Annotated in this window: 16 protein-coding genes and 1 other annotated feature; of the genes, 15 read left to right on the top strand and 1 reads right to left on the bottom strand. The window is 35.7% G+C overall.

The window, feature by feature from the left end; genetic code table 11:
* Positions 1-520 precede the first annotated feature (520 nt).
* The 14 genes from CHB72_RS22625 to CHB72_RS22560 all read left to right on the top strand — a co-directional run bounded on the left by CHB72_RS22625 (position 521) and on the right by CHB72_RS22560 (position 15,402).
* Entirely contained in the window at positions 521-1,513 is a 993-nt protein-coding gene (locus CHB72_RS22625) for a thiamine pyrophosphate-dependent dehydrogenase E1 component subunit alpha (protein WP_330397112.1), read from the top strand.
* The gene (locus CHB72_RS22620; protein WP_089285143.1) at positions 1,510-2,493 is read left to right on the top strand and encodes an alpha-ketoacid dehydrogenase subunit beta; all 984 of its coding nucleotides are present in this window, start codon (positions 1,510-1,512) and stop codon (positions 2,491-2,493) included. Before CHB72_RS22625 ends, CHB72_RS22620 begins: the two co-directional genes overlap by 4 nt.
* 16 nt (positions 2,494-2,509) lie before the next feature.
* Entirely contained in the window at positions 2,510-3,736 is a 1,227-nt protein-coding gene (locus CHB72_RS22615; protein WP_089285142.1) for a dihydrolipoamide acetyltransferase family protein, read from the top strand.
* Positions 3,737-3,844: 108 nt separating this feature from the next.
* Positions 3,845-5,248: a dihydrolipoyl dehydrogenase gene (lpdA, locus tag CHB72_RS22610; protein ID WP_089285141.1), complete on the top strand. Its 1,404-nt coding sequence runs from the start codon at positions 3,845-3,847 to the stop codon at positions 5,246-5,248.
* Between the two features lie 230 nt (positions 5,249-5,478).
* Positions 5,479-6,069, top strand: coding sequence for a 3'-5' exonuclease (locus CHB72_RS22605; RefSeq protein ID WP_089285140.1), 591 nt, complete (start codon positions 5,479-5,481; stop codon positions 6,067-6,069).
* An 85-nt stretch (positions 6,070-6,154) separates the two neighbouring features.
* Positions 6,155-6,403, top strand: a binding site (T-box leader).
* Positions 6,404-6,506: 103 nt separating this feature from the next.
* A complete protein-coding gene (gene ilvB / locus CHB72_RS22600; RefSeq protein ID WP_089285139.1) occupies positions 6,507-8,204 on the top strand; it encodes a biosynthetic-type acetolactate synthase large subunit in 1,698 nt (565 codons plus the stop codon).
* Positions 8,197-8,505, top strand: coding sequence for an acetolactate synthase small subunit (ilvN, locus tag CHB72_RS22595; protein WP_089285138.1), 309 nt, complete (start codon positions 8,197-8,199; stop codon positions 8,503-8,505). The genes ilvB and ilvN overlap by 8 nt, the downstream gene beginning before the upstream one ends.
* A gap of 92 nt (positions 8,506-8,597) precedes the next feature.
* Positions 8,598-9,143 (top strand): RNA polymerase sigma factor, encoded by a 546-nt coding sequence (locus tag CHB72_RS22590; RefSeq protein ID WP_089285137.1) that lies wholly within the window; start codon positions 8,598-8,600, stop codon positions 9,141-9,143.
* 1 nt (position 9,144) lies between these two features.
* A complete protein-coding gene (locus CHB72_RS22585) occupies positions 9,145-9,618 on the top strand; it encodes a hypothetical protein (RefSeq protein ID WP_089285136.1) in 474 nt (157 codons plus the stop codon).
* On the top strand, positions 9,611-10,108 hold the full coding sequence (locus CHB72_RS22580) for a hypothetical protein (RefSeq protein ID WP_089285135.1): 498 nt from the start codon (positions 9,611-9,613) through the stop codon (positions 10,106-10,108). Before CHB72_RS22585 ends, CHB72_RS22580 begins: the two co-directional genes overlap by 8 nt.
* Positions 10,090-11,013: a hypothetical protein gene (locus CHB72_RS22575; RefSeq protein ID WP_089285134.1), complete on the top strand. Its 924-nt coding sequence runs from the start codon at positions 10,090-10,092 to the stop codon at positions 11,011-11,013. Before CHB72_RS22580 ends, CHB72_RS22575 begins: the two co-directional genes overlap by 19 nt.
* A 277-nt stretch (positions 11,014-11,290) precedes the next feature.
* Positions 11,291-12,040, top strand: a complete 750-nt coding sequence (locus tag CHB72_RS22570) for an ABC transporter ATP-binding protein (RefSeq protein WP_330397113.1) — start codon at positions 11,291-11,293, stop codon at positions 12,038-12,040.
* Positions 12,030-14,060, top strand: a complete 2,031-nt coding sequence (locus CHB72_RS22565; RefSeq protein WP_089285132.1) for a COG1361 S-layer family protein — start codon at positions 12,030-12,032, stop codon at positions 14,058-14,060. Before CHB72_RS22570 ends, CHB72_RS22565 begins: the two co-directional genes overlap by 11 nt.
* Positions 14,053-15,402 carry an ABC transporter permease gene (locus CHB72_RS22560; RefSeq protein ID WP_089285131.1) on the top strand — a complete coding sequence of 450 codons (1,350 nt, stop codon included), beginning with the start codon at positions 14,053-14,055 and terminating at the stop codon, positions 15,400-15,402. The genes CHB72_RS22565 and CHB72_RS22560 overlap by 8 nt, the downstream gene beginning before the upstream one ends.
* Before the next feature lie 422 nt (positions 15,403-15,824).
* On the opposite strand, the gene CHB72_RS22555 is transcribed toward CHB72_RS22560, so the two are convergent.
* Positions 15,825-16,394: a YdcF family protein gene (locus CHB72_RS22555; protein ID WP_089285130.1), complete on the bottom strand. Its 570-nt coding sequence runs from the start codon at positions 16,392-16,394 to the stop codon at positions 15,825-15,827.
* 370 nt (positions 16,395-16,764) lie between these two features.
* Between CHB72_RS22555 and CHB72_RS22550 the strand changes: the two genes are divergently transcribed.
* Positions 16,765-18,564 (top strand): sensor domain-containing diguanylate cyclase/phosphohydrolase, encoded by a 1,800-nt coding sequence (locus CHB72_RS22550; RefSeq protein WP_089285129.1) that lies wholly within the window; start codon positions 16,765-16,767, stop codon positions 18,562-18,564.
* The last annotated feature ends 50 nt before the right edge of the window (positions 18,565-18,614 follow it).

Genomic DNA, 18,614 nt, shown 5'->3' with positions numbered 1-18,614 from the left:
TATTTTTAAAAAAATTTACAAGACAAAGTCGGTACAACTCTCATGAGTCATACCGACTTATTTTATTGGCTATCTATTTCCCGATATCCCCTTTTTTTATGTTCAAATATTGAGCAGTGCTCAAAATCCGAACTAATAGGTGAAGCTGTTGAAAATAGAGGGTTTTATATGTGATGCTCAATATTTGAGCATGGAATTTAATGTTGAAATACAAAACACATGATTGTGAGATTAAAATGATAGGAAATTAAATGCTACTATTAAAAATTTCTAGTTAATAAATTCCTAAAATAATTAGATTTCTACAAAAAAGTTAGAAGTGGATTAAAATTCCACTTTTTTATTTATAAAAAAACAAATTTGGTATGAAACTTGCAATAGTATTTATCACCTGTGATTCAAAGATTAGATAAATGAAGTGAAGGTACAGGAAAAAGACAACTTAGTTTATTCTTTCTTCATTAGCTTATAGCTGATGAAAAATAATTATAAAAAATCATTAGAAAGGTGTGGATTCATTTTGAATAAAGAAGAATATTCAAAGGAAATGCTTCTTCATATGTATGAGGATATGTTGAGGATTAGGAAATTTGAAACAAAATTAACAGATTGTTTTATGAAGGGGATGCTTGCAGGAAATATTCATACATGCATCGGACAGGAAGCCACTGTAGTTGGAACTTGTAAGGCATTAGAAAAAAGAGACTTTATTGCATGTACCCACCGTGGTCACGGACAATGTATTGCAAAGGGAGCGAAAACCGATAAGATGATGGCTGAACTTTTTGGTAAGGTTACAGGATATTGCCGTGGTAAAGGAGGTTCCATGCATGTTGCAGATATTAGCTTAGGAATTCTTGGAGCAAATGGTATTGTCGGTGCTGGAATACCAATCGCAACAGGATCAGGCTTAACATCAAAAATCAGAAAAACCGATGAAGTAACATTAGCTTTTTTTGGGGATGCTGCATCAAATCATGGAACATTCCACGAATCCATTAATATGGCAGCAGCTTGGAAGTTACCAGTAGTTTATCTTTGTGAAAACAATCAGTATGGAGTTTCTGTTAACATTCATACGGTTACAAATACAGACAATATTGCTGTTCGTGCTAAGGCATATGACATACCTGGGACAACCGTAGATGGAAACGATGTCCTAGCGGTTTATGAAGCAGTGAAGGCTGCTGTTCAGTATGCTCGCGAGGGCAATGGTCCTTCTATCGTAGAGTGTAATACCTTCCGTATGCGTGGTCATTATGAGGGAGATCCTGCTGATTATCGTTCTAAAGAAGTGACTGAGGAATGGAAGAAAAAGGATCCTATCGATAGATTTAGAGCCCATTTAATTTCACTAGGAATGGAAGATGGGGAATTAACTGAAATTGAGGAAGCTATGGATAAAGAAATAGAAGCAGCTACTGAATTTGCAATCTCATCACCATATCCAGATGCAAGTGAGGTTACATTAGATGTATACGCATCAGATAACGAAAGGAGTGTCATTCGGTGAGTAAATTAAGCATGAGCAAAGCAATTAGAGAAGCAATGTATGAAGAGATGCTAAGAGATGAAAATGTAATAGTTATCGGCGAAGATATGGGAAAAATGGGAAATCCATTTGGTATTACACTAGGTTTTCTAAATGAATTTGGCCCTGATAGAGTTATAGAAACCCCCATATGCGAGTCAGGATTTACTGGGATGGCAGTGGGGGCAGCAATGCGTGGCGTTCGTCCTGTGGTTGAATTAATGTATGTGGATTTCATAGGAGTAGCTATGGATCCTGTCATGAACCAAGCGGCTAAAATGAGATATATGACAGGTGGACAAGTGAATATACCAATGGTAGTGCGTGCACCAATGGGGGCAGGAAGACGTAATGCTGGCCAGCATTCACAGTGTCTGGAAACACTTTTCACCCATATACCAGGGTTAAAGGTTGTATCCCCTTCGACACCTGCTGATGCCAAGGGACTGCTAAAGGCGGCTATTCGAGACGAAGATCCTGTGATTTTCTTAGAGCACAAGATCCTGTATGCCATAAAAGACGAAGTTCCTGAGGGAGAATATATCATTCCTCTTGGTGAGGCGGATGTGAAGCGCGAAGGGCAGGATGTAACGATTATTGCATGGTCACGGCAGGTACTATTTGCATTGGAAGCAGCAAAAGAGCTGGAGAAGGATGACATAGATGTAGAAGTAATTGATCTTCGTTCTCTCGTTCCTTTGGATTGGGAAACAGTTAAGAAATCCGTTTGCAAAACCCACAATGTAGTAGTAGTGCAGGAAGGCTATAAAAGGAGCGGCTTTGCAGGTGAGATTGCTACACAAATTATGGAAGAATTGTTTGATGAGCTTGACTCCCCTGTAGAACGTGTTGCAGGGTTGAACGTGGTTCCACCATTTAGCCCACCGCTGGAAGATGCCTTCTTTCCAAATTCTAATGACATTGTTAAGGCAGTGAAAAAAGTAGTTAACTACAAGTTATAAGAGGAGGAATTATACGATGGCAACAGAAATTAGGATGCCTCAATTAGGCTTAACTATGACGGAAGGCATGATTGGGGAGTGGTTAAAAAAAGAAGGGGATGTTGTACAAAAAGGAGATGCTCTTTTACAAATTACCACAGATAAGCTGGCAACTGAAATTGAAAGTGAAGCTGATGGTGTACTACGTGTTATTTATGCTAAAGAAGGGGACGAAGTACCTGTTCAAGGATTGTTAGCTATTGTTGGCAGCCTTGATGAAGAAATCAATATAGATTCTAATTCTTCTAAGACAGAGACTATAGCGGATGTAGCGGTACAGGAGGAGCAGCATATCTCTCCAACTACTGAAAAAGCACAGAGGAAACGTATTAAGGCCTCACCTTTAGCGAAAAAAACAGCAACAAAGCTGGGTATAGATTTATCAGGCATAACTGGTTCTGGATTTAGCGGACGTATTGTCCAGAAGGATGTATTGGCACAGGAACCAAAAAGAACTGAGACAGTATCTGTGGAAACCATCTATGAAGCGGTGGAATCTCCTGATGTACCAACAGAAAGTGCAGATGTTATTAAGCCGTTGACAAGTATGCGCAAGGTGATTGGGAAAAGGATGACAGAAAGCAAACACAATGCTCCCCATGTTACACTTACCACTGAGGCCAATGTGGACAAGACAATTCTTCTTAGAAGTAAGCTGAATGACAAAAACACAGAGGTACGGTTAAGTTACACAGATATTTTAGTAAAAATGATTGCAACGACCCTTAGACACATACCTATGATGAATACCTCTATTGAAGAGGATAGAATTATTATCCATGACAAAGTTAATATTGGTGTGGCAGTTGCTCTAGAGGAAGGGTTGCTTGTTCCAGTTGTAAGGGATGCAGATCGCAAGGGATTCAAAGCCATAAGTAAAGAAATAAAAGACTTAGCAGCTAGAGCAAAGGAAAACAAACTTTCTGGAGATGAACTGATGGGAGGAACCTTTACCATTAGTAATCTTGGAAACTATGATGTGGATGGATTTACGCCTATCATTAATCTACCTGAGAGTGCTATTTTAGGCGTTGGTCGAATTGTACGAAAGCCGGTTGTAAATGAAAATGATGAGATTGTTCCTGCTTCCATGATGACACTTAGCTTATCCTTCGACCACCGAGTTGCAGATGGGGCATTGGCGGCACAATTACTTAAAATGATTAAGGATTATTTAGAAGATCCTGATCAGATGTATTTATAAAGAAAAAGAAAAGCGATTACCAGAATAAGAATAAGTCGTTATTTCTAACAACGGTTTTATTCTTACGATAATTTTCACAAAAGGGACTGTTAAGGAGGATATTTTATTATGAATAAAGCTAAAACAAAAATTGTTGTAATTGGAGGAGGACCAGGGGGATATGTGGCGGCTATCAGAGCTGCTCAGCTGGGTGGCGAAGTTATACTAGTAGAAAAAGAATATTTAGGTGGTACCTGCCTAAACGTTGGTTGTATTCCTACAAAGGCTTTACTCCATACAGCAGAGATTTATGAGGAAGCTAAAAATGGAGCAGAATATGGTGTCATTACAAACGTAAAACTTGACTTTGGAAAAGCACAAGAGAGAAAAAAAGCAATAACAAATCAATTAGTAGGTGGAGTACAAGGGTTATTAGCAGCCAATAAGGTAAAAGTCATCTTAGGATTAGCATCATTTGATAGTAAAGATACAATTCAAGTGAAGACAACAAAGGGTACTGTCGAAACACTAAGAGCAGATAGAATTATTATTGCTACAGGTTCCATGCCTGTAATGCCTCCAATACCAGGAATTGAAGCAAAGCAATGTATTGATAGTACAGGTGCTCTTGAGCTGCAAGAAGTTCCTAAAACAATGGTTATTGTGGGTGGTGGTGTAATCGGTGTTGAAATTGCAACACTATATAGTACACTTGGTTGTAAGGTAACCGTGATTGAAATGCAAAATGAAATCTTGCCGATGATGGATAGAGAGCTTACAAAAATTTTACGATCAAAGCTGGCTCAAAAAGGTGTCGATATCTGTACAGAAGCTAAGGTGATGTCCATTAAGGATGATGGAGTAGAATCAAAGATAACAGTTGAAATGAAAGATGGCACAAGTAAAGTGTTTGGCTGTGAAAAGGCTTTAATTTCTGTTGGGAGAAAAACAAATACAGATGCTCTTTTACTGGATAGAGCAGGTGTTCTAAATGACAGAGGAAGGATTACTGTCAATGATAAAATGGAGACCAACGTCAAGGGAATCTATGCAATTGGTGACTGTACAGGAAAAAGCATGTTGGCTCATGTTGCATCTGCTCATGGTGAGGTTGCAGCGGAAAATGCATTGGGACATGAAGGTATGTTTGATATTAAGACAAATCCATCTTGTGTATATACGAACCCTGAGTTTGCTTCTGTTGGTTTAACAGAAGAACAGGCAAAGGAACAGGGCATAGACTATATTATTGGCAAATTCCCATTAATGGCAAATGGAAAGTCTCTGATTATGGGGGGTGGGGATGGAATGATCAAATTTGTTGTCGGAAAAGAGTTTAAGGAAGTATTAGGTGTACACATATTAGGACCGAGGGCAACCGATTTGATAGCAGAATGTGCGCTGTCAATAGGGATGGAGGCTACTATTGACGAGATAATAGCCACGATCCATGCACACCCTACAGTGGGGGAAGCAGTTAGAGAGGCAGCATTGGCAGTAGATAAAAGAGCGATTCATATTCCTAATAAATAATTTTAAAGATAAATTTTGATATTAGTTTTCTTTGCTTACCAATGGCACCAAAGGCTCAAGGTTTTTGGTGTTTTTGACTTTTTTGAAATAGTATACTATTATAGTAAGGTTAATAGATTGAATAAATAGTATTTGGCAAAAATGAATTTTAATAGAGAATAAAATTCTAAGAAAATCTTAAAGATAGTATAAGTAGAGGAAAATACTAGAATAGTAGGTGTATTGATCATATGAAATATATTATATTTGATTTAGAATTTAATAGTCCTTTTAAAATCAACAGAAAAACAAACCAATTAGCTAAAGGCAATACCATTCCCTTATGTCCACAGGAAATCATTGAAATCGGAGGAGTTAAAACAAACTCAAAACTTGAAATCGAAGATACCTTTAAAATATTTGTTAAGCCTCAACTATATACAAAGCTTCATCCAAAGGTAAAAAAGAAAACTCAGATAACTATTGAAAATTTATTGGGAGGACTCCCTATAGAAGAGGCAATTGGGCTTTTTAAAGAATGGATTGGTGAAGATGACTTTATCATATGTTCTTGGGGTGCAGATGATATAAACGAGTTAAAAAGAAACTGTGCTTTTTTTGATATTAAGATTAACTGGATTAAAAAGTATTGCGACATACAAAAAATCTGCATGAACCATTTAAATTTACCTAAGGGAAGACAAATAGGACTTAAAAATGCGGTGGAGATTTTTAACATAGAGATGGATCATAGATTCCATCAAGCTTTAAATGATGCTATTTATACGACCAAAATATTAAAAGAATTAAAAGACCTTTCAAACAGCGTAAAGTTGGAATAGTAAATAATTTAAATAAAAATTAAAAATAACTATTGACAATAATATTAAAAACTATTAAAATATTCTGTAAATATCTTATTCATATAGAAAGGCTTCGATGAGGAGGAGTACATATATTCCAGAAGTATAGAGAGGAAATGATGGTGGAAAATTTCCCTGAAGGATATATAGAAGGTAGCCTCTGAGCTGTGAACCGAAATTGTAAAAGAGTAGATTTCAACGGATTCCCACCGTTATAGGGGAAGTGGTATCGGAGTAATCCTGTACTATATTAAGCTGTGTACTTTTTGTACAAAATTAGGTGGTAACGCGGAGCTAGCCCTTCGTCCTATTCATAGGACGAAGGGCTTTTTATTTTTAGAAAGGTATTGAAAAGGATTAAACTTATGTAAGGATAGCATGTTCTAAATTTTAAATGGAGAAGAAGGAGGAATATTATGAAGTACAGTGGAGCCGAGATCATTATTAAATTGCTAGAGGAGCAGGGAATTGATAAAATTGCCGGAATTCCTGGAGGTACTAACCTTCCAATGTACAGTGCCCTTGCCAAAAGCAAAAAGATACAGCATATTCTTGCAAGGCATGAGCAAGGGGCTGGTTTTATAGCCCAAGGTATATCGAGAACTACTGGCAAGGCTGCGGTTTGTTTTGCCACTTCAGGCCCAGGTGTAACTAATTTACTAACAGCTATTGCTGATGCAAAAATGGACTCTGTTCCTATTGTTGCAATTACAGGACAAGTACCTACTTCTATGGTAGGGACCGATGCTTTTCAGGAGGTAGATACCTGCGGGCTAGCTATTCCTATAACAAAACATAGCTTTTTTGTATCCTCAGCTAAGGAATTATTTCATATTATACCAGAAGCTTTTAGAGTAGCTGAAAAAGGAAGACCTGGCCCTGTTATTATAGATATTCCTAAAAACGTTCAACTGGAAGAAATAGAATTTGAAAATTGGCCTATGGATGAAGATACGAATATCGAAACAAATATAGTTATTAATAAAGACAGGGTTAGTCTAGAAGATATAAAAAAGATAGCTACAATGATTAATGAATCAAAAAAACCTTTATTATATATTGGGGGAGGGATGGCGCAGTCAAATTCCCATGAATTATTATACCAGTTAGCTAAGAGAAATGATATCCCAGCAGCTTCAACCCTGATGGGGATTGGCTCTTTTCCCTCTGATGATAGTCTTTACTTAGGAATGCTTGGCATGCATGGAGCACCCTATACAAACCTTATATTAAACGAAACAGATTTATTAATAGCCTTTGGGGTGCGATTTGATGATCGGGCTACAGGAAATATAGCTAAATTTTGTTCAGAAGCATCTATTATACATGTAGACATTGATCCTGCAGAGCTGGATAAAAATAAAAGAACAAATCTATCAATGGCTGCGGATATCAATATTGTACTGAGGGATTTAGTACCATTAATCAACTGTCATCATCGAAAACAATGGATTTTAGAGATCGAAAAAATAAAAGAGGCCAATCCTTCTTATATGCCAAGAAATAATGATTTATATCATCCTTTAAATCTTATAAGAAGTATTGGTAGTATAGTAGATGAGGATACCATTATAACAACTGATGTTGGCCAACATCAAATGTGGGCTGCACAGGCGTATCCATTTAATCGACCTCGCACTTTACTAACTTCAGGCGGACTAGGGACCATGGGCTTTGGATTACCAGCTGCTATAGGTGCTGCGTTGGCAAATCCTAATAAGAAAATAGTTTGTATAAGCGGAGATGGATCTTTCCTAATGAATATTCAGGAATTAGCTACTTTAGCGGATTTGGGTTTGAACATAAGCATAATAATACTAAATAATGGAGTTTTAGGGATGGTAAGGCAGCAACAAGAGTTGTTCTTTGAAGGCAATTATATTGCCTCTAGCTTCATTACAAACCCTGATTTTGCTTCAATTGCTAAATGCTTCGGTATTAGAGGTTATGATTTGATCGATCAGGAGCACCCGAATGAAATTTTGGAAAAGATATTATCGACATCTGGTCCTTGTGTCATTAATATACCTATAAATTTCAAGGAAAATGTTATGCCTACAGTACCACCCGGAGCAGCAAATCATGAAATGATGGGAGTGAAAAACCATGCATAAAACAGCAGATATTATTATACAACTGACGGTAAACAATCATCCAGGAGTTATGTCTCAAATTACAGGACTATTTACAAGAAGAGCCTTTAACCTAGAGGGTATTTTATGTGGAAGATTGGAGAATGCAAAGGTAAGTAGAATGTATTTATTAGTTAAAAATGATCATAGAATTGACCAGATCACTAAGCAATTAGAAAAGCTTTACGATGTATTAGAGGTTTCTTTGCATGAAAACTATGACTATACGTTATTTGATAATATTCATGAATTAATAAAAGATAATAGAGAGGATCTTTTGTAAAGAATGAGGATCTCTTCACAATTTATACAATTTTTGCAGGGTTTTTCAAAGAACCATCGTCTATTATTTGTTAGAGAGAAGGGAGGGGGGCTATGGAGCAGGAAGAATTCCTTATCAGAAAAGTACTTTCAGGGGAACAGGCTGCTTTTAGAAAAATTGTTGATCTTCATAAAAATTATGTATTCTCCATCATCCTTAATATTGTTAAGGATAGGCAAGAGGCTGAAAACATTGCACAAGAAACCTTTATGGCTGTCTATAGCTCTCTAAAAAATTATCGGGGTCAAGGCTTTAGAAGCTGGATTGGGAAAATAGCTGTTCATAAATCAATTGATTGGACCCGAAAAAAGAAGCGGGAGAGAGAAGGATTATTAAGCTACCTTCAAAATATTGAATCCATCGGACAAGGAACCGAACCTCTTCTAGAGGAAAAAGTTCTCAAGGAAGAAGAAATTAGGAAACTACACGCCCTTCTCCTTCAGTTGCCTAGCAAATATAGAGATATATTGGAAAAATATTTTATTCAATCAATGAATTACAAAGAAATCGCTGAGGTAGAAGGTATTAGTGTCAGAACAGTTGAGTCCCGGTTGTATCGTGGTAAAAAACTACTAAGGGAAGCATGGAAGGAGGAATAAAATGAGACATTATACCAAATATGAATGGAGTCAATACTCCCATGATACAGTAGAGTCTACTAAAAGAGAGGTCATGGAGGAACACCTATTAAAATGCAATGATTGTTTAGAAAGGTATCTTAGTGAGGTTAAAAAATTTGATTCTCCAGAAGAAATTGAGTTATCAGAGGATTTTACTGATCAAGTGTTATCGAAAATCGACTTTTATACACCTTCCGTAAAAAGAAAAACAACTAGAAAAACACTCTTTCAATATTATGTTGTGGCAGCATCTATTACAATGCTGCTGATGTATGGTGGTTTTTTTCAAATGCTTATGGAGGAACTGCCTAACTTTACATCAGGCATATTTCAAACTACAAGACAGATGGAAAATGTTGTTGCCAGTGGTTGGTCCCAGCGTTTCATGGATGCTACAGTGGAAAAGATAAATTTTGTGTATACAGAACCAGGGAGGGATGATTTAAATGATTAAAAGGTTCATCAGATTCTTACTATGTTTTGTTCCAGGGGCTGCCCACTTAAATTTAGGACTAAAAAAACAAGGAGTGCAGCTAATGACTTTGTTTTTTCTTCCCTTTTTTCTAGGGGATATGATGAGATTAGGTGTTGTTATGTTTATTGCTCCCATCATTTGGGCCTATAGCTTTTTTGATGGTTTACGAAAAACCAATGGAGAAGAAGAAGCCGTGGATTCAGATACGTTTATTTTCAAATGGTTCAAAGAGCAGGGAGGACTACCTAGGGATAACAAATTATTGGCTTATGCCTTGATCATATTAGGGGCACTATTATTACTGGAGAGGATACTTATTCCTATAATAGCAATGTACTTTGGCTATAGGATCAGAGAGTTTGTCCAAATGGGGATAGTATCTATTCTTTTAATCTTTGGGGGCCTCAAACTTCTTAAGGGTAGTAAGATAGAGGAAAGCGAGGATGAATTATGGGAAGATGGAGAGTAGGAACCCTATCCATGGGGATTACCTTGATGGTCTTAGGAGTAATTTTGTTGATTTCCTTATTTGGAGGCTTTAGAATTGCTGATCAGCTACTAAAGGCTTGGCCAGTACTGTTAATTCTATTAGGAGGAGAAATACTGTATTACCTCTATAGAGCAAAGGAAGAGCAACCTAAAATCAGATATGACATATTTAGCATATTTATGATTGCTGTGATATTTTTAACCAGTACGATTTTTTATGGATTTGCATCAATGGGGATTTTAGGGTATCTAACTACATGGGTAAATAGTAATGATTACTCAATCGCTTTGGAGACGATGGAAAAGCCCATCAATGGAAATATCAATAAAATTATAATTCAAGTCCCAAATTGGACAACAATTGAGCTGAAGGGGCACAGTGAACAGAAGATAACCTATAGAGGCAGCGGAGATGTTTTCTGTACTTCTTTAGAAACTGCGGAAGAAATTATGAAACAGGGAGATGTTATCATAGAAGAAATTGGCAACACCCTTTATGTCCATTTCCTTTCAGTAGATAGAAGAGATGACTTTAAACAGGGGGTCACAAATCTACATTATAATTTATTTCTACCTGTTGATGTAGACGTTGAAATCAAAGGAGGGAACTACTATTCAAAGGTAGCGGTTGATGGAGAGATAGTAAAGGGAGATTGGTTGATTGACGGGGTTAGCAACATTCAAGTTATTGGAAATGCAAAGTCGAATTTTCAATTAGAATTAGCAGTAGATGATATGTACAATTTAAAGGGTAATATAGACTGGGAAGTAGAAGAGCAGCAAGATCAGGGTTTTATCCAATATGTTGTTGGTGGCTATCAATTTGGAGAAGCACAACATCGCTTGAATATTATTGGAGGAACTGTTGAAGTAATTAATTTTTAAGTAGTATTTTAAATACAGAAAACCTTTCCAAAGTTTTTGCTATTAGGAAAGGTTTTTTATTGTGAATAAATTTTTATTGAAAATCACAAGGAAATATTTCCAAATTATGAAACATTTATCGACTTTATATCGTCTAATAATTGACATACTTCCAATTTATTTAAAATCTTAACAAAATCTTAATTATTTTTAATTATGATTGTATGGTATAATTTTCTAGAATTGCAAGTGTTTGCATTGCTAATTCTAGATTTTTACATGTATTTCTTTGGTATAAATTAGCTTTGAGGCTTGGGAGGGATTTATTATTACATGCGCAATCGAGATTGATAATGTTAGAAAGGTATTTAGAGTAGGGGATGAAAAAGTAATTGCACTCAACAATATTTCTATGAAAATAGAGGTTGGGGAGGTATGTTGTTTATTAGGAACATCTGGATCAGGGAAATCAACGTTACTTAATCTAATGGCGGGCTTAGAAAAACCAACACGGGGAACTATTAAAATCCATGGAAAGCATATTGAGAAGATGAATGAAAAGCAGTTAGCAAAATTCAGGCAAAAAAATATAGGGTTTATCTTTCAATCCTATAATCTTATGCCAACTTTAACAGCATTAGAAAATGTTAGTTTGCCTTTGACCTTTAGAGGAATTACTAAAAAAATCAGAGATAAGGCAGCTGCAAATATATTGAAAGCAGTAGGTTTAGAAAAGTACATAAAGCACAAACCAACCCAAATGAGTGGGGGACAGCAACAGAGGGTAGGAATAGCTAGAGCTTTTGTTAGTAAACCTCCTATTGTTTTTGCAGATGAACCTACAGGAAATTTAGATTCTAAAACTACCCAAGAGGTACTACAGTTAATGCTAGCATTAGGCAAAGAAAACAATCAAACCATCATCATAGTAACCCATGATAGAAGTATCGCGGCATTTGCAGATAAAATCTATTATATGTTGGATGGTAACATTGAAAAAATTGAGGAGAATAACGAGGAAAATAGGGGGATAAATAATGAAGCGTAAACTTTTTTGTCTATTAATGATTTGTGGAATTATATCAATGATATTTCAACCATTATATTCATATGCAGAATATAATGAGCCAGCAAATGTACAAGAACCTCATTTAGTCATTGGAAGAGATTATAAGATGCCAGTATTTAAAGCTGGAACAGAGGTTAGATTAGCGATACCTATACAAAATACTACAAATGGTGAAGCTGTAGATGTTTTTGTTTCACCTGTTATTGAGGATACCAAAGAGTTTCCTTTTGAAATTGATAGAATGGTTACTGATAGAAAAGTATCATCAATTGATAGTCGCGGCACAGAAACTGCTGCATTTTATTTGAATGTGAAAAAGAATGCAGAAGCTAAAACGTACGCCATTAAACTAAATGTTCAATATTCTTCCCGTAATGGAGGAAATTACAGCTTGTCAGAAACGATCTATATTAAAATAGAGAATGAATATAAAGCACCTTCTTTAAGTCTAATGGATACAAAGGTCGATAGTGGAAAATTATTAAGTGGAAGCGCCAGAACCGTCGGATTTACCATAAAGAATAGTGGAGATTTAGATGCTGAAGAGGTAAAGATTAGATTGGGAGGGTTTTCAGGAAGTGGGTTATTTTTGGATTCTCCGCAAGACACTGTAGATATACAAACTCTACCTGCTGGAGGAGATAGGATCGTATATTTCAACGTAGAAGCCGGTGAGAATCTGGATAGTGGAACCTATAGTTTAGATTTATTCATAACCTATAAGGACGAATATAATGTACCTTATGAGGTAGAAACAAAAGTATACTTACCAGTAGAAGAAGTAGGTTCAGGCCAAACTACCTTTGTCTTTGAAAATCTAATCTACCCACAAGAAGCGGTAAAACCTTATACTGATTTTAATATTAAGTTTGATTTAAAAAACATAGGCAGCCAAAATGTCAATAACCTGAAGATAAGTGTTGATGCAGGAGAAGAAGTTCTTCCTAAAACTATGTCTGTAAAGAATATTGATAGTCTTGTAGCTGGGAAAAGTGTTCCTTTAGAATTCACGATGTTTGCAAAGGAAAATATTGAATCGAAAAATTACCCTATAAAAGTCAGTGTTGAATATGAAACAGGAGGCGGCAGTAAAAAAGAGACACAGGTTATTAACCAATATGTAGGGGTTTTTGTAGATAGCAATGATAGAGAATCCGTTACACCTAAGCTTGTGATAGATCGATATGATTATGGGGGAGAATTTGTTAAAGCTGGAGAATCGTTTCCATTAACAATTTCCTTCTATAACACAAATAGAAACCATGATGTTAGGAACATAAGGGTAAGCTTAACCTCTGATGGAGATATTTTTTCACCAGTAAACGGTAGCAACTCCTTTTATATTCAGGAAATACCGCCTAATGGAAAGGTAGAAAAGACGATTAGCTTACGACCTAAAATAGATGCAACCTACAAAACCCATAATATTTTTGCCGAAATTGAATATGAAGATACTAAGGGAAAAGATTATAGTACGAAGGAATTAATGGGGATACCAGTTATACAAGAAGCTAATCTAGTCATGGGAGAAATTGCACTTTCAAATGAAAACTTTGTGGGGATACCAATACCTTTATCATTAGAATTTTATAATGCAGGTCGTGGACTAATACGAAATATGATGATTAGCATTGAAGGAAATTTCGACACCAATGAAGGAAGCTTATATATTGGGGATCTAGAGGCAGGGAAAAACAACTATTATGATGTTACTATTGTTCCTACAGCTTTAGGAACTCTCCAAGGGAAGATTATCTTTGAGTATGATGATGAGATTGACCAACACTTTATCATTGAAAGGGAGGTTACCCTAGAGGTTATGGAACAAATGGAACCTCCTATGCCAGAACCCTTTATGGAACTCGACAATACTAATAGCCCTTCTAGTAAAATGAAAATAGCCATTGGTATTGGAGGAGTCATTCTATTAGCAGTTGCAGCATTTATTTACTATAAAAGACGGAAAAAGAAGTTAGAGGAAGTGGATTTCTATGAATAATTTAGATCTACTGAAGATGGCATTAGGAAACCTCTGGAAAAGAAAGACTAGAACTTTCTTAACCATACTGGGAGTAATTATTGGAACTAGCTCTATCGTTATTATGCTTTCTCTTGGAATTGCTATGGATAGAAGTTTTCAAGAACAGCTTTCTCAAATGGGAAACTTAAATATGATAGAGATACATAACTATGGCTATTACGATGACTCTATGGATTCCCGGCAAAGTAAAAAGGTTAGCCTTAATGACCAAGCAGTTGCAAGCTTTAAACAGATACCGGGAGTAGAAGCGGTAATGGCTACCAAAAGAGCCCACTATAAAATGGGGGTAGGAAGAATGGTAGGATATGTATCAGTGATAGGGATAGATCCTAACGTGATGGAGGCCTTTGATTTTAAAATAGATCAAGGAAGACTTCTATTGTCCACAGATAAAGATGCTATGGTTTTTGGAAAGAATGTTCCCATGGACTTCTATAATCCACGATTAAGAAATTCTTATGATTATAGAAGGGGTTCTAACGGAAACACTGTTGATTTAATAAGTAATAGTCTTATCCTAACCTCTGATATGAGCTACGGGGAGACTAGAAACAATCGTATAGAGGAGGATAGTAAGTATACTCCACCAAAGCCCCATAACGTTAAAGGGGTGGGCATTCTAGCAGAAAGCTTCAGCGAAAAGGATTATTATGCCTATATGAATATTACAGCATTGGAAAAAATAATCGAAGAAGATCGCCGAGCCAATCGTCAAGATTCATCCTCTAGAAATAGAGGGAGAGATACAAATAAATATGAAACAATTAGTGTTAAGGTAAAAGACATGAATGATGTGGAAAAGGTACAGGAGACAATTAAGGCAATGGGTTTCCAGACCTACAGCTTGACTGATATGCTAAAGTCAATGAAGGAAACCTCTGCAAAGATGCAGGCGATTCTAGGAGGCATTGGTGCAGTTAGTCTATTTGTAGCAGCTATTGGAATCACCAATACCATGATTATGAGTATATACGAAAGAACGAGAGAAATAGGAGTAATGAAGGTGTTAGGAGCTAATTTGCCAGATATAAGAAAGTTATTTTTGGTTGAAGCTGGTATTATAGGGTTTTGTGGAGGAATTGCAGGTTTAGTATTAAGCTATACGGTTTCCTTTGGATTAAATAAAATTGGTAGAGGGTTTTTGGGATCTATGGGAGGAACTACCGGAATGTCTGTTATACCTATAGAACTGGCAATAGCTGCAGTACTATTTGCAACCTTTATCGGTATAGTATCGGGATATTCTCCTGCAAGGAGAGCAATGAATCTTAGTGCGCTTGAAGCCATTAAGACAGAATAGTTAAATAGAAAGGGATCGTCTATAGACGATCCCTCAGACTGTTGAAAAACTTTCATTTTCTTCGTTGCTTCGAAAATCCAGCACCCTTACGTATTTCTGTATACGCTGCGGTCGCTGGATTTTCTTGCGCCTCGAATCTGAAGGCTTTTGAACAGTCTGGAGGTTGCTGAAAAAGCCAAGCATAGCATAAGTGACTATATAAGGAATTTGAATTATTGTGACACTTCATTCCAATTGGTCAATTAAAGCAGAGGAAATAACTCCCTAAGTATAAAGAACATCTAAAATCAAGTTAACCACCTGATTTTGCAATTGGCACGATCCATCCACGATGTAAACCTTGTCACGACATTCATTTTTTTTCTTATAATTATGATTCCAAGGACATTTTTTCTTATATAGAATATCATAATGATAATAGGCTAGTAAGAAAATAGGAAATCTTTAATATAAGCAAAAACCTCACGAATATAATACCTAGTAATCAAGAGGGGATTTGGATAGGATTTGGCAGGACTACTGGAGACATCCATGCCTAATCTATTGGCAATCATTAAAGAACGGTGCACATGAAAAGAGTTTGTAACAATAATAGCACTTTTAAACTCTTCTTGATCCATAATCTCTTTGCTATAATAAAGATTTTCAAAGGTACTAAAGGAATTTTCCTCCTTAAAAATCACTTCGGAATCAACACCTTTATTTTCTAGATAAGATTTCATAGCGACCGCCTCTGTTACCCACTCATCTTCACCTTGAGAACCACTGACAATAATTTTAGAAGCATAGCCTTTATCATATAATTCTAAAGCTTTATCTAACCGATAAGCCAACATAGGACTAGGTTGATCACCCCAAAGTCTGCAACCCAACACAATAATAACATCAGATTTTTTAGCTGTTTGTCTATGGGAGCTCCAAATAATACTGATTTGGATACTAACTAAAATAATCATAACGAACACAAATACAGTTAATAATTTTTTCTTCATATTTCTTCCCCCAGTTTGTCAAAAATCACATAGATTAATATTATTATAACATAGGAAAATGGTATCATTCATTAATTTTTAACAATTCAAATATAGATATATACTTATATACTTTAATTTTAACACACAGAGATCTACAATTTCGATCGTGACTAAAAAACGTAGCAAAGGGGAAATTAATTGTAGGTTCATATATATTCATTTATAGAAGCACACGTCTATATAACTTTAATAAATTACCCATAAATATTAAAAATGTTGAAGGAGGTTCTAAAATTATATAGAATCAATAGTATGGTATAGTATAGTATGAAAATTTTAGAACGTTGTCTAAAAACATTCTCTAAACAATAAATAGGGAGTTGTATATATGAGTGAAGAATACAGAGCGTCAGTATTTAATAAGTCTGTAGCATTAGGAGACAATCCTTTTGAGTTGCTGTTTAGGCATTTGCCAGACGCAATAATACAATTTGATGCAGAAGAAAGAATTGTCGATGTAAATTCTAAATTTACAGAATTGTTTGGATATACTTTTGATGAAATAAAGGGTAGAAGGATTGATGAATTATTTAGCAAAAATCAAAACATTTCCGACTCTGTTATTAAGAGCATACTCCAGGGAGAAAGTCTGTTCTCTGAAACTGTCGTTAAAGACCGAGAAAATGGGAAGCTTATCTATATATTGTTTCGAGGGATACCTATTGTTATAGATAATGTTATAACAGGAGGTTTTGGCATTTATTTAGATGTAACTGAAAGTAGAAGAAAAGAAGAAAAAGTAAAACAGCAACAGAAGATATTGTTCTCTCTTTTTAACGATTCACCTGATGCTATTGTTTACCTAGATAGAAAAGGTAATGTCATAAATATCAACAATCAATTTACTAAAATATTTGGGTATACATTGAAAGAATGCAAGGGAAAAAATCTCGATAACCTAATTGCTAATGAAAAATATATAAACGAGGCGAGACACATAAGTGAAAGGGCCATAGAGAACAAAATTGTAGACTTAGAAACCTATAGATTAAGCAAAGATGGAAAGATCATCCCTGTCGTCGTTAGGGGTGGGTCGACAATTGTAGATAATGAAATTATCGGTTTTTATGGGATTTATACAGATATAACGGAGCGAAAGAAGGCAGAAGAAAAAATCAGATATTTAAGCTTCCATGATAAATTGACGGGGTTATATAATCGTGCTTATTTTGAGGAGGAATTAGAACGGATAGATAAATCAAGACAGTTGCCTATTTCTATTATAATAGGAGATGTGAATGGATTAAAATTAATTAATGATATATTTGGTCATCATCAAGGAGATATATTATTACAAAAGATTGCATTCGTATTGCAGAAAGCTTGTCGAAAAGAAGATAGTATAGCTAGATGGGGTGGGGATGAATTCGCAATATTATTGCCTAATACCAGTGAAGAAAATGTTAAAGAAATATGTCAGAGAATAACTTATATGTGTAGCCAAGAAAAATCAGATCCTATGAGTATCAGTATATCATTAGGAAGTGCAACAAAGAAAAATGCGAATGAAAGTTTCTTTAAAGTTATTAAATGGGCAGAAGAAAAAATGTATAGGAATAAGTTTTTAAAATCTAATAGCACACGAAACAGTATCGTTGCCTCTTTACAAAAATCTTTGTTTGAGAAGAATTATGAAGGAAGAGAACATGCAGATCGTATGAAGCGATTAGCGATAGCATTAGGTGAGAAAATTGGATTAAGTCAAGAAGAAATCACGGCGGTAGGTATACTTGCAATTCTACATGATATAGGGAAAATCGTCATCTCAGAAAAAATTCTTAATAAGCCAGGACCATTAACAAATGATGAATGGAAGGAAATGAAAAAGCATTCAGAGATTGGATATCGAATTACAAGATCTTCACGTGAACTGGAGCATATAGCAGAATATGTTTTGTATCATCATGAAAGATGGGATGGGAAAGGCTATCCAAAGGGCTTAAAGGGGGAATCCATTCCAAAGATTTCAAGGATCATAGCTATTGTGGACGCCTATGATGTGATGAGCTATGGAACCAACTATAAAGAAGCTATTGGGCACGAGAAAGCACTAAAAGAAATCGAGAACTGTGCTGGAACACAGTTTGATCCTGAAATTGCAAAAGTATTTATTGATATGAATAAATAGAAATCCACCAACTTTTAGCTGGTGGATTTCTATTTATGACTGGAGTTATT

The organism is Anaerovirgula multivorans (assembly GCF_900188145.1).
Taxonomy (GTDB): Bacteria; Bacillota; Clostridia; order Peptostreptococcales; family Natronincolaceae; genus Anaerovirgula; species Anaerovirgula multivorans.
This window is presented reverse-complemented; position numbering and strand designations above follow the sequence as displayed.

Coding starts and splice junctions, on each gene's coding strand:
- CHB72_RS22550 (WP_089285129.1), top strand. CDS start 16,765: ATGAGTGAAGAATACAGAGCGTCAGTATTTAATAAGTCTGTAGCATTA.
- ilvB (WP_089285139.1), top strand. CDS start 6,507: ATGAAGTACAGTGGAGCCGAGATCATTATTAAATTGCTAGAGGAGCAG.
- ilvN (WP_089285138.1), top strand. CDS start 8,197: ATGCATAAAACAGCAGATATTATTATACAACTGACGGTAAACAATCAT.
- CHB72_RS22585 (WP_089285136.1), top strand. CDS start 9,145: ATGAGACATTATACCAAATATGAATGGAGTCAATACTCCCATGATACA.
- CHB72_RS22560 (WP_089285131.1), top strand. CDS start 14,053: ATGAATAATTTAGATCTACTGAAGATGGCATTAGGAAACCTCTGGAAA.
- CHB72_RS22565 (WP_089285132.1), top strand. CDS start 12,030: ATGAAGCGTAAACTTTTTTGTCTATTAATGATTTGTGGAATTATATCA.
- CHB72_RS22575 (WP_089285134.1), top strand. CDS start 10,090: ATGGGAAGATGGAGAGTAGGAACCCTATCCATGGGGATTACCTTGATG.
- CHB72_RS22590 (WP_089285137.1), top strand. CDS start 8,598: ATGGAGCAGGAAGAATTCCTTATCAGAAAAGTACTTTCAGGGGAACAG.
- CHB72_RS22580 (WP_089285135.1), top strand. CDS start 9,611: ATGATTAAAAGGTTCATCAGATTCTTACTATGTTTTGTTCCAGGGGCT.
- CHB72_RS22555 (WP_089285130.1), bottom strand. CDS start 16,394: ATGAAGAAAAAATTATTAACTGTATTTGTGTTCGTTATGATTATTTTA.
- CHB72_RS22615 (WP_089285142.1), top strand. CDS start 2,510: ATGGCAACAGAAATTAGGATGCCTCAATTAGGCTTAACTATGACGGAA.
- lpdA (WP_089285141.1), top strand. CDS start 3,845: ATGAATAAAGCTAAAACAAAAATTGTTGTAATTGGAGGAGGACCAGGG.
- CHB72_RS22605 (WP_089285140.1), top strand. CDS start 5,479: ATGAAATATATTATATTTGATTTAGAATTTAATAGTCCTTTTAAAATC.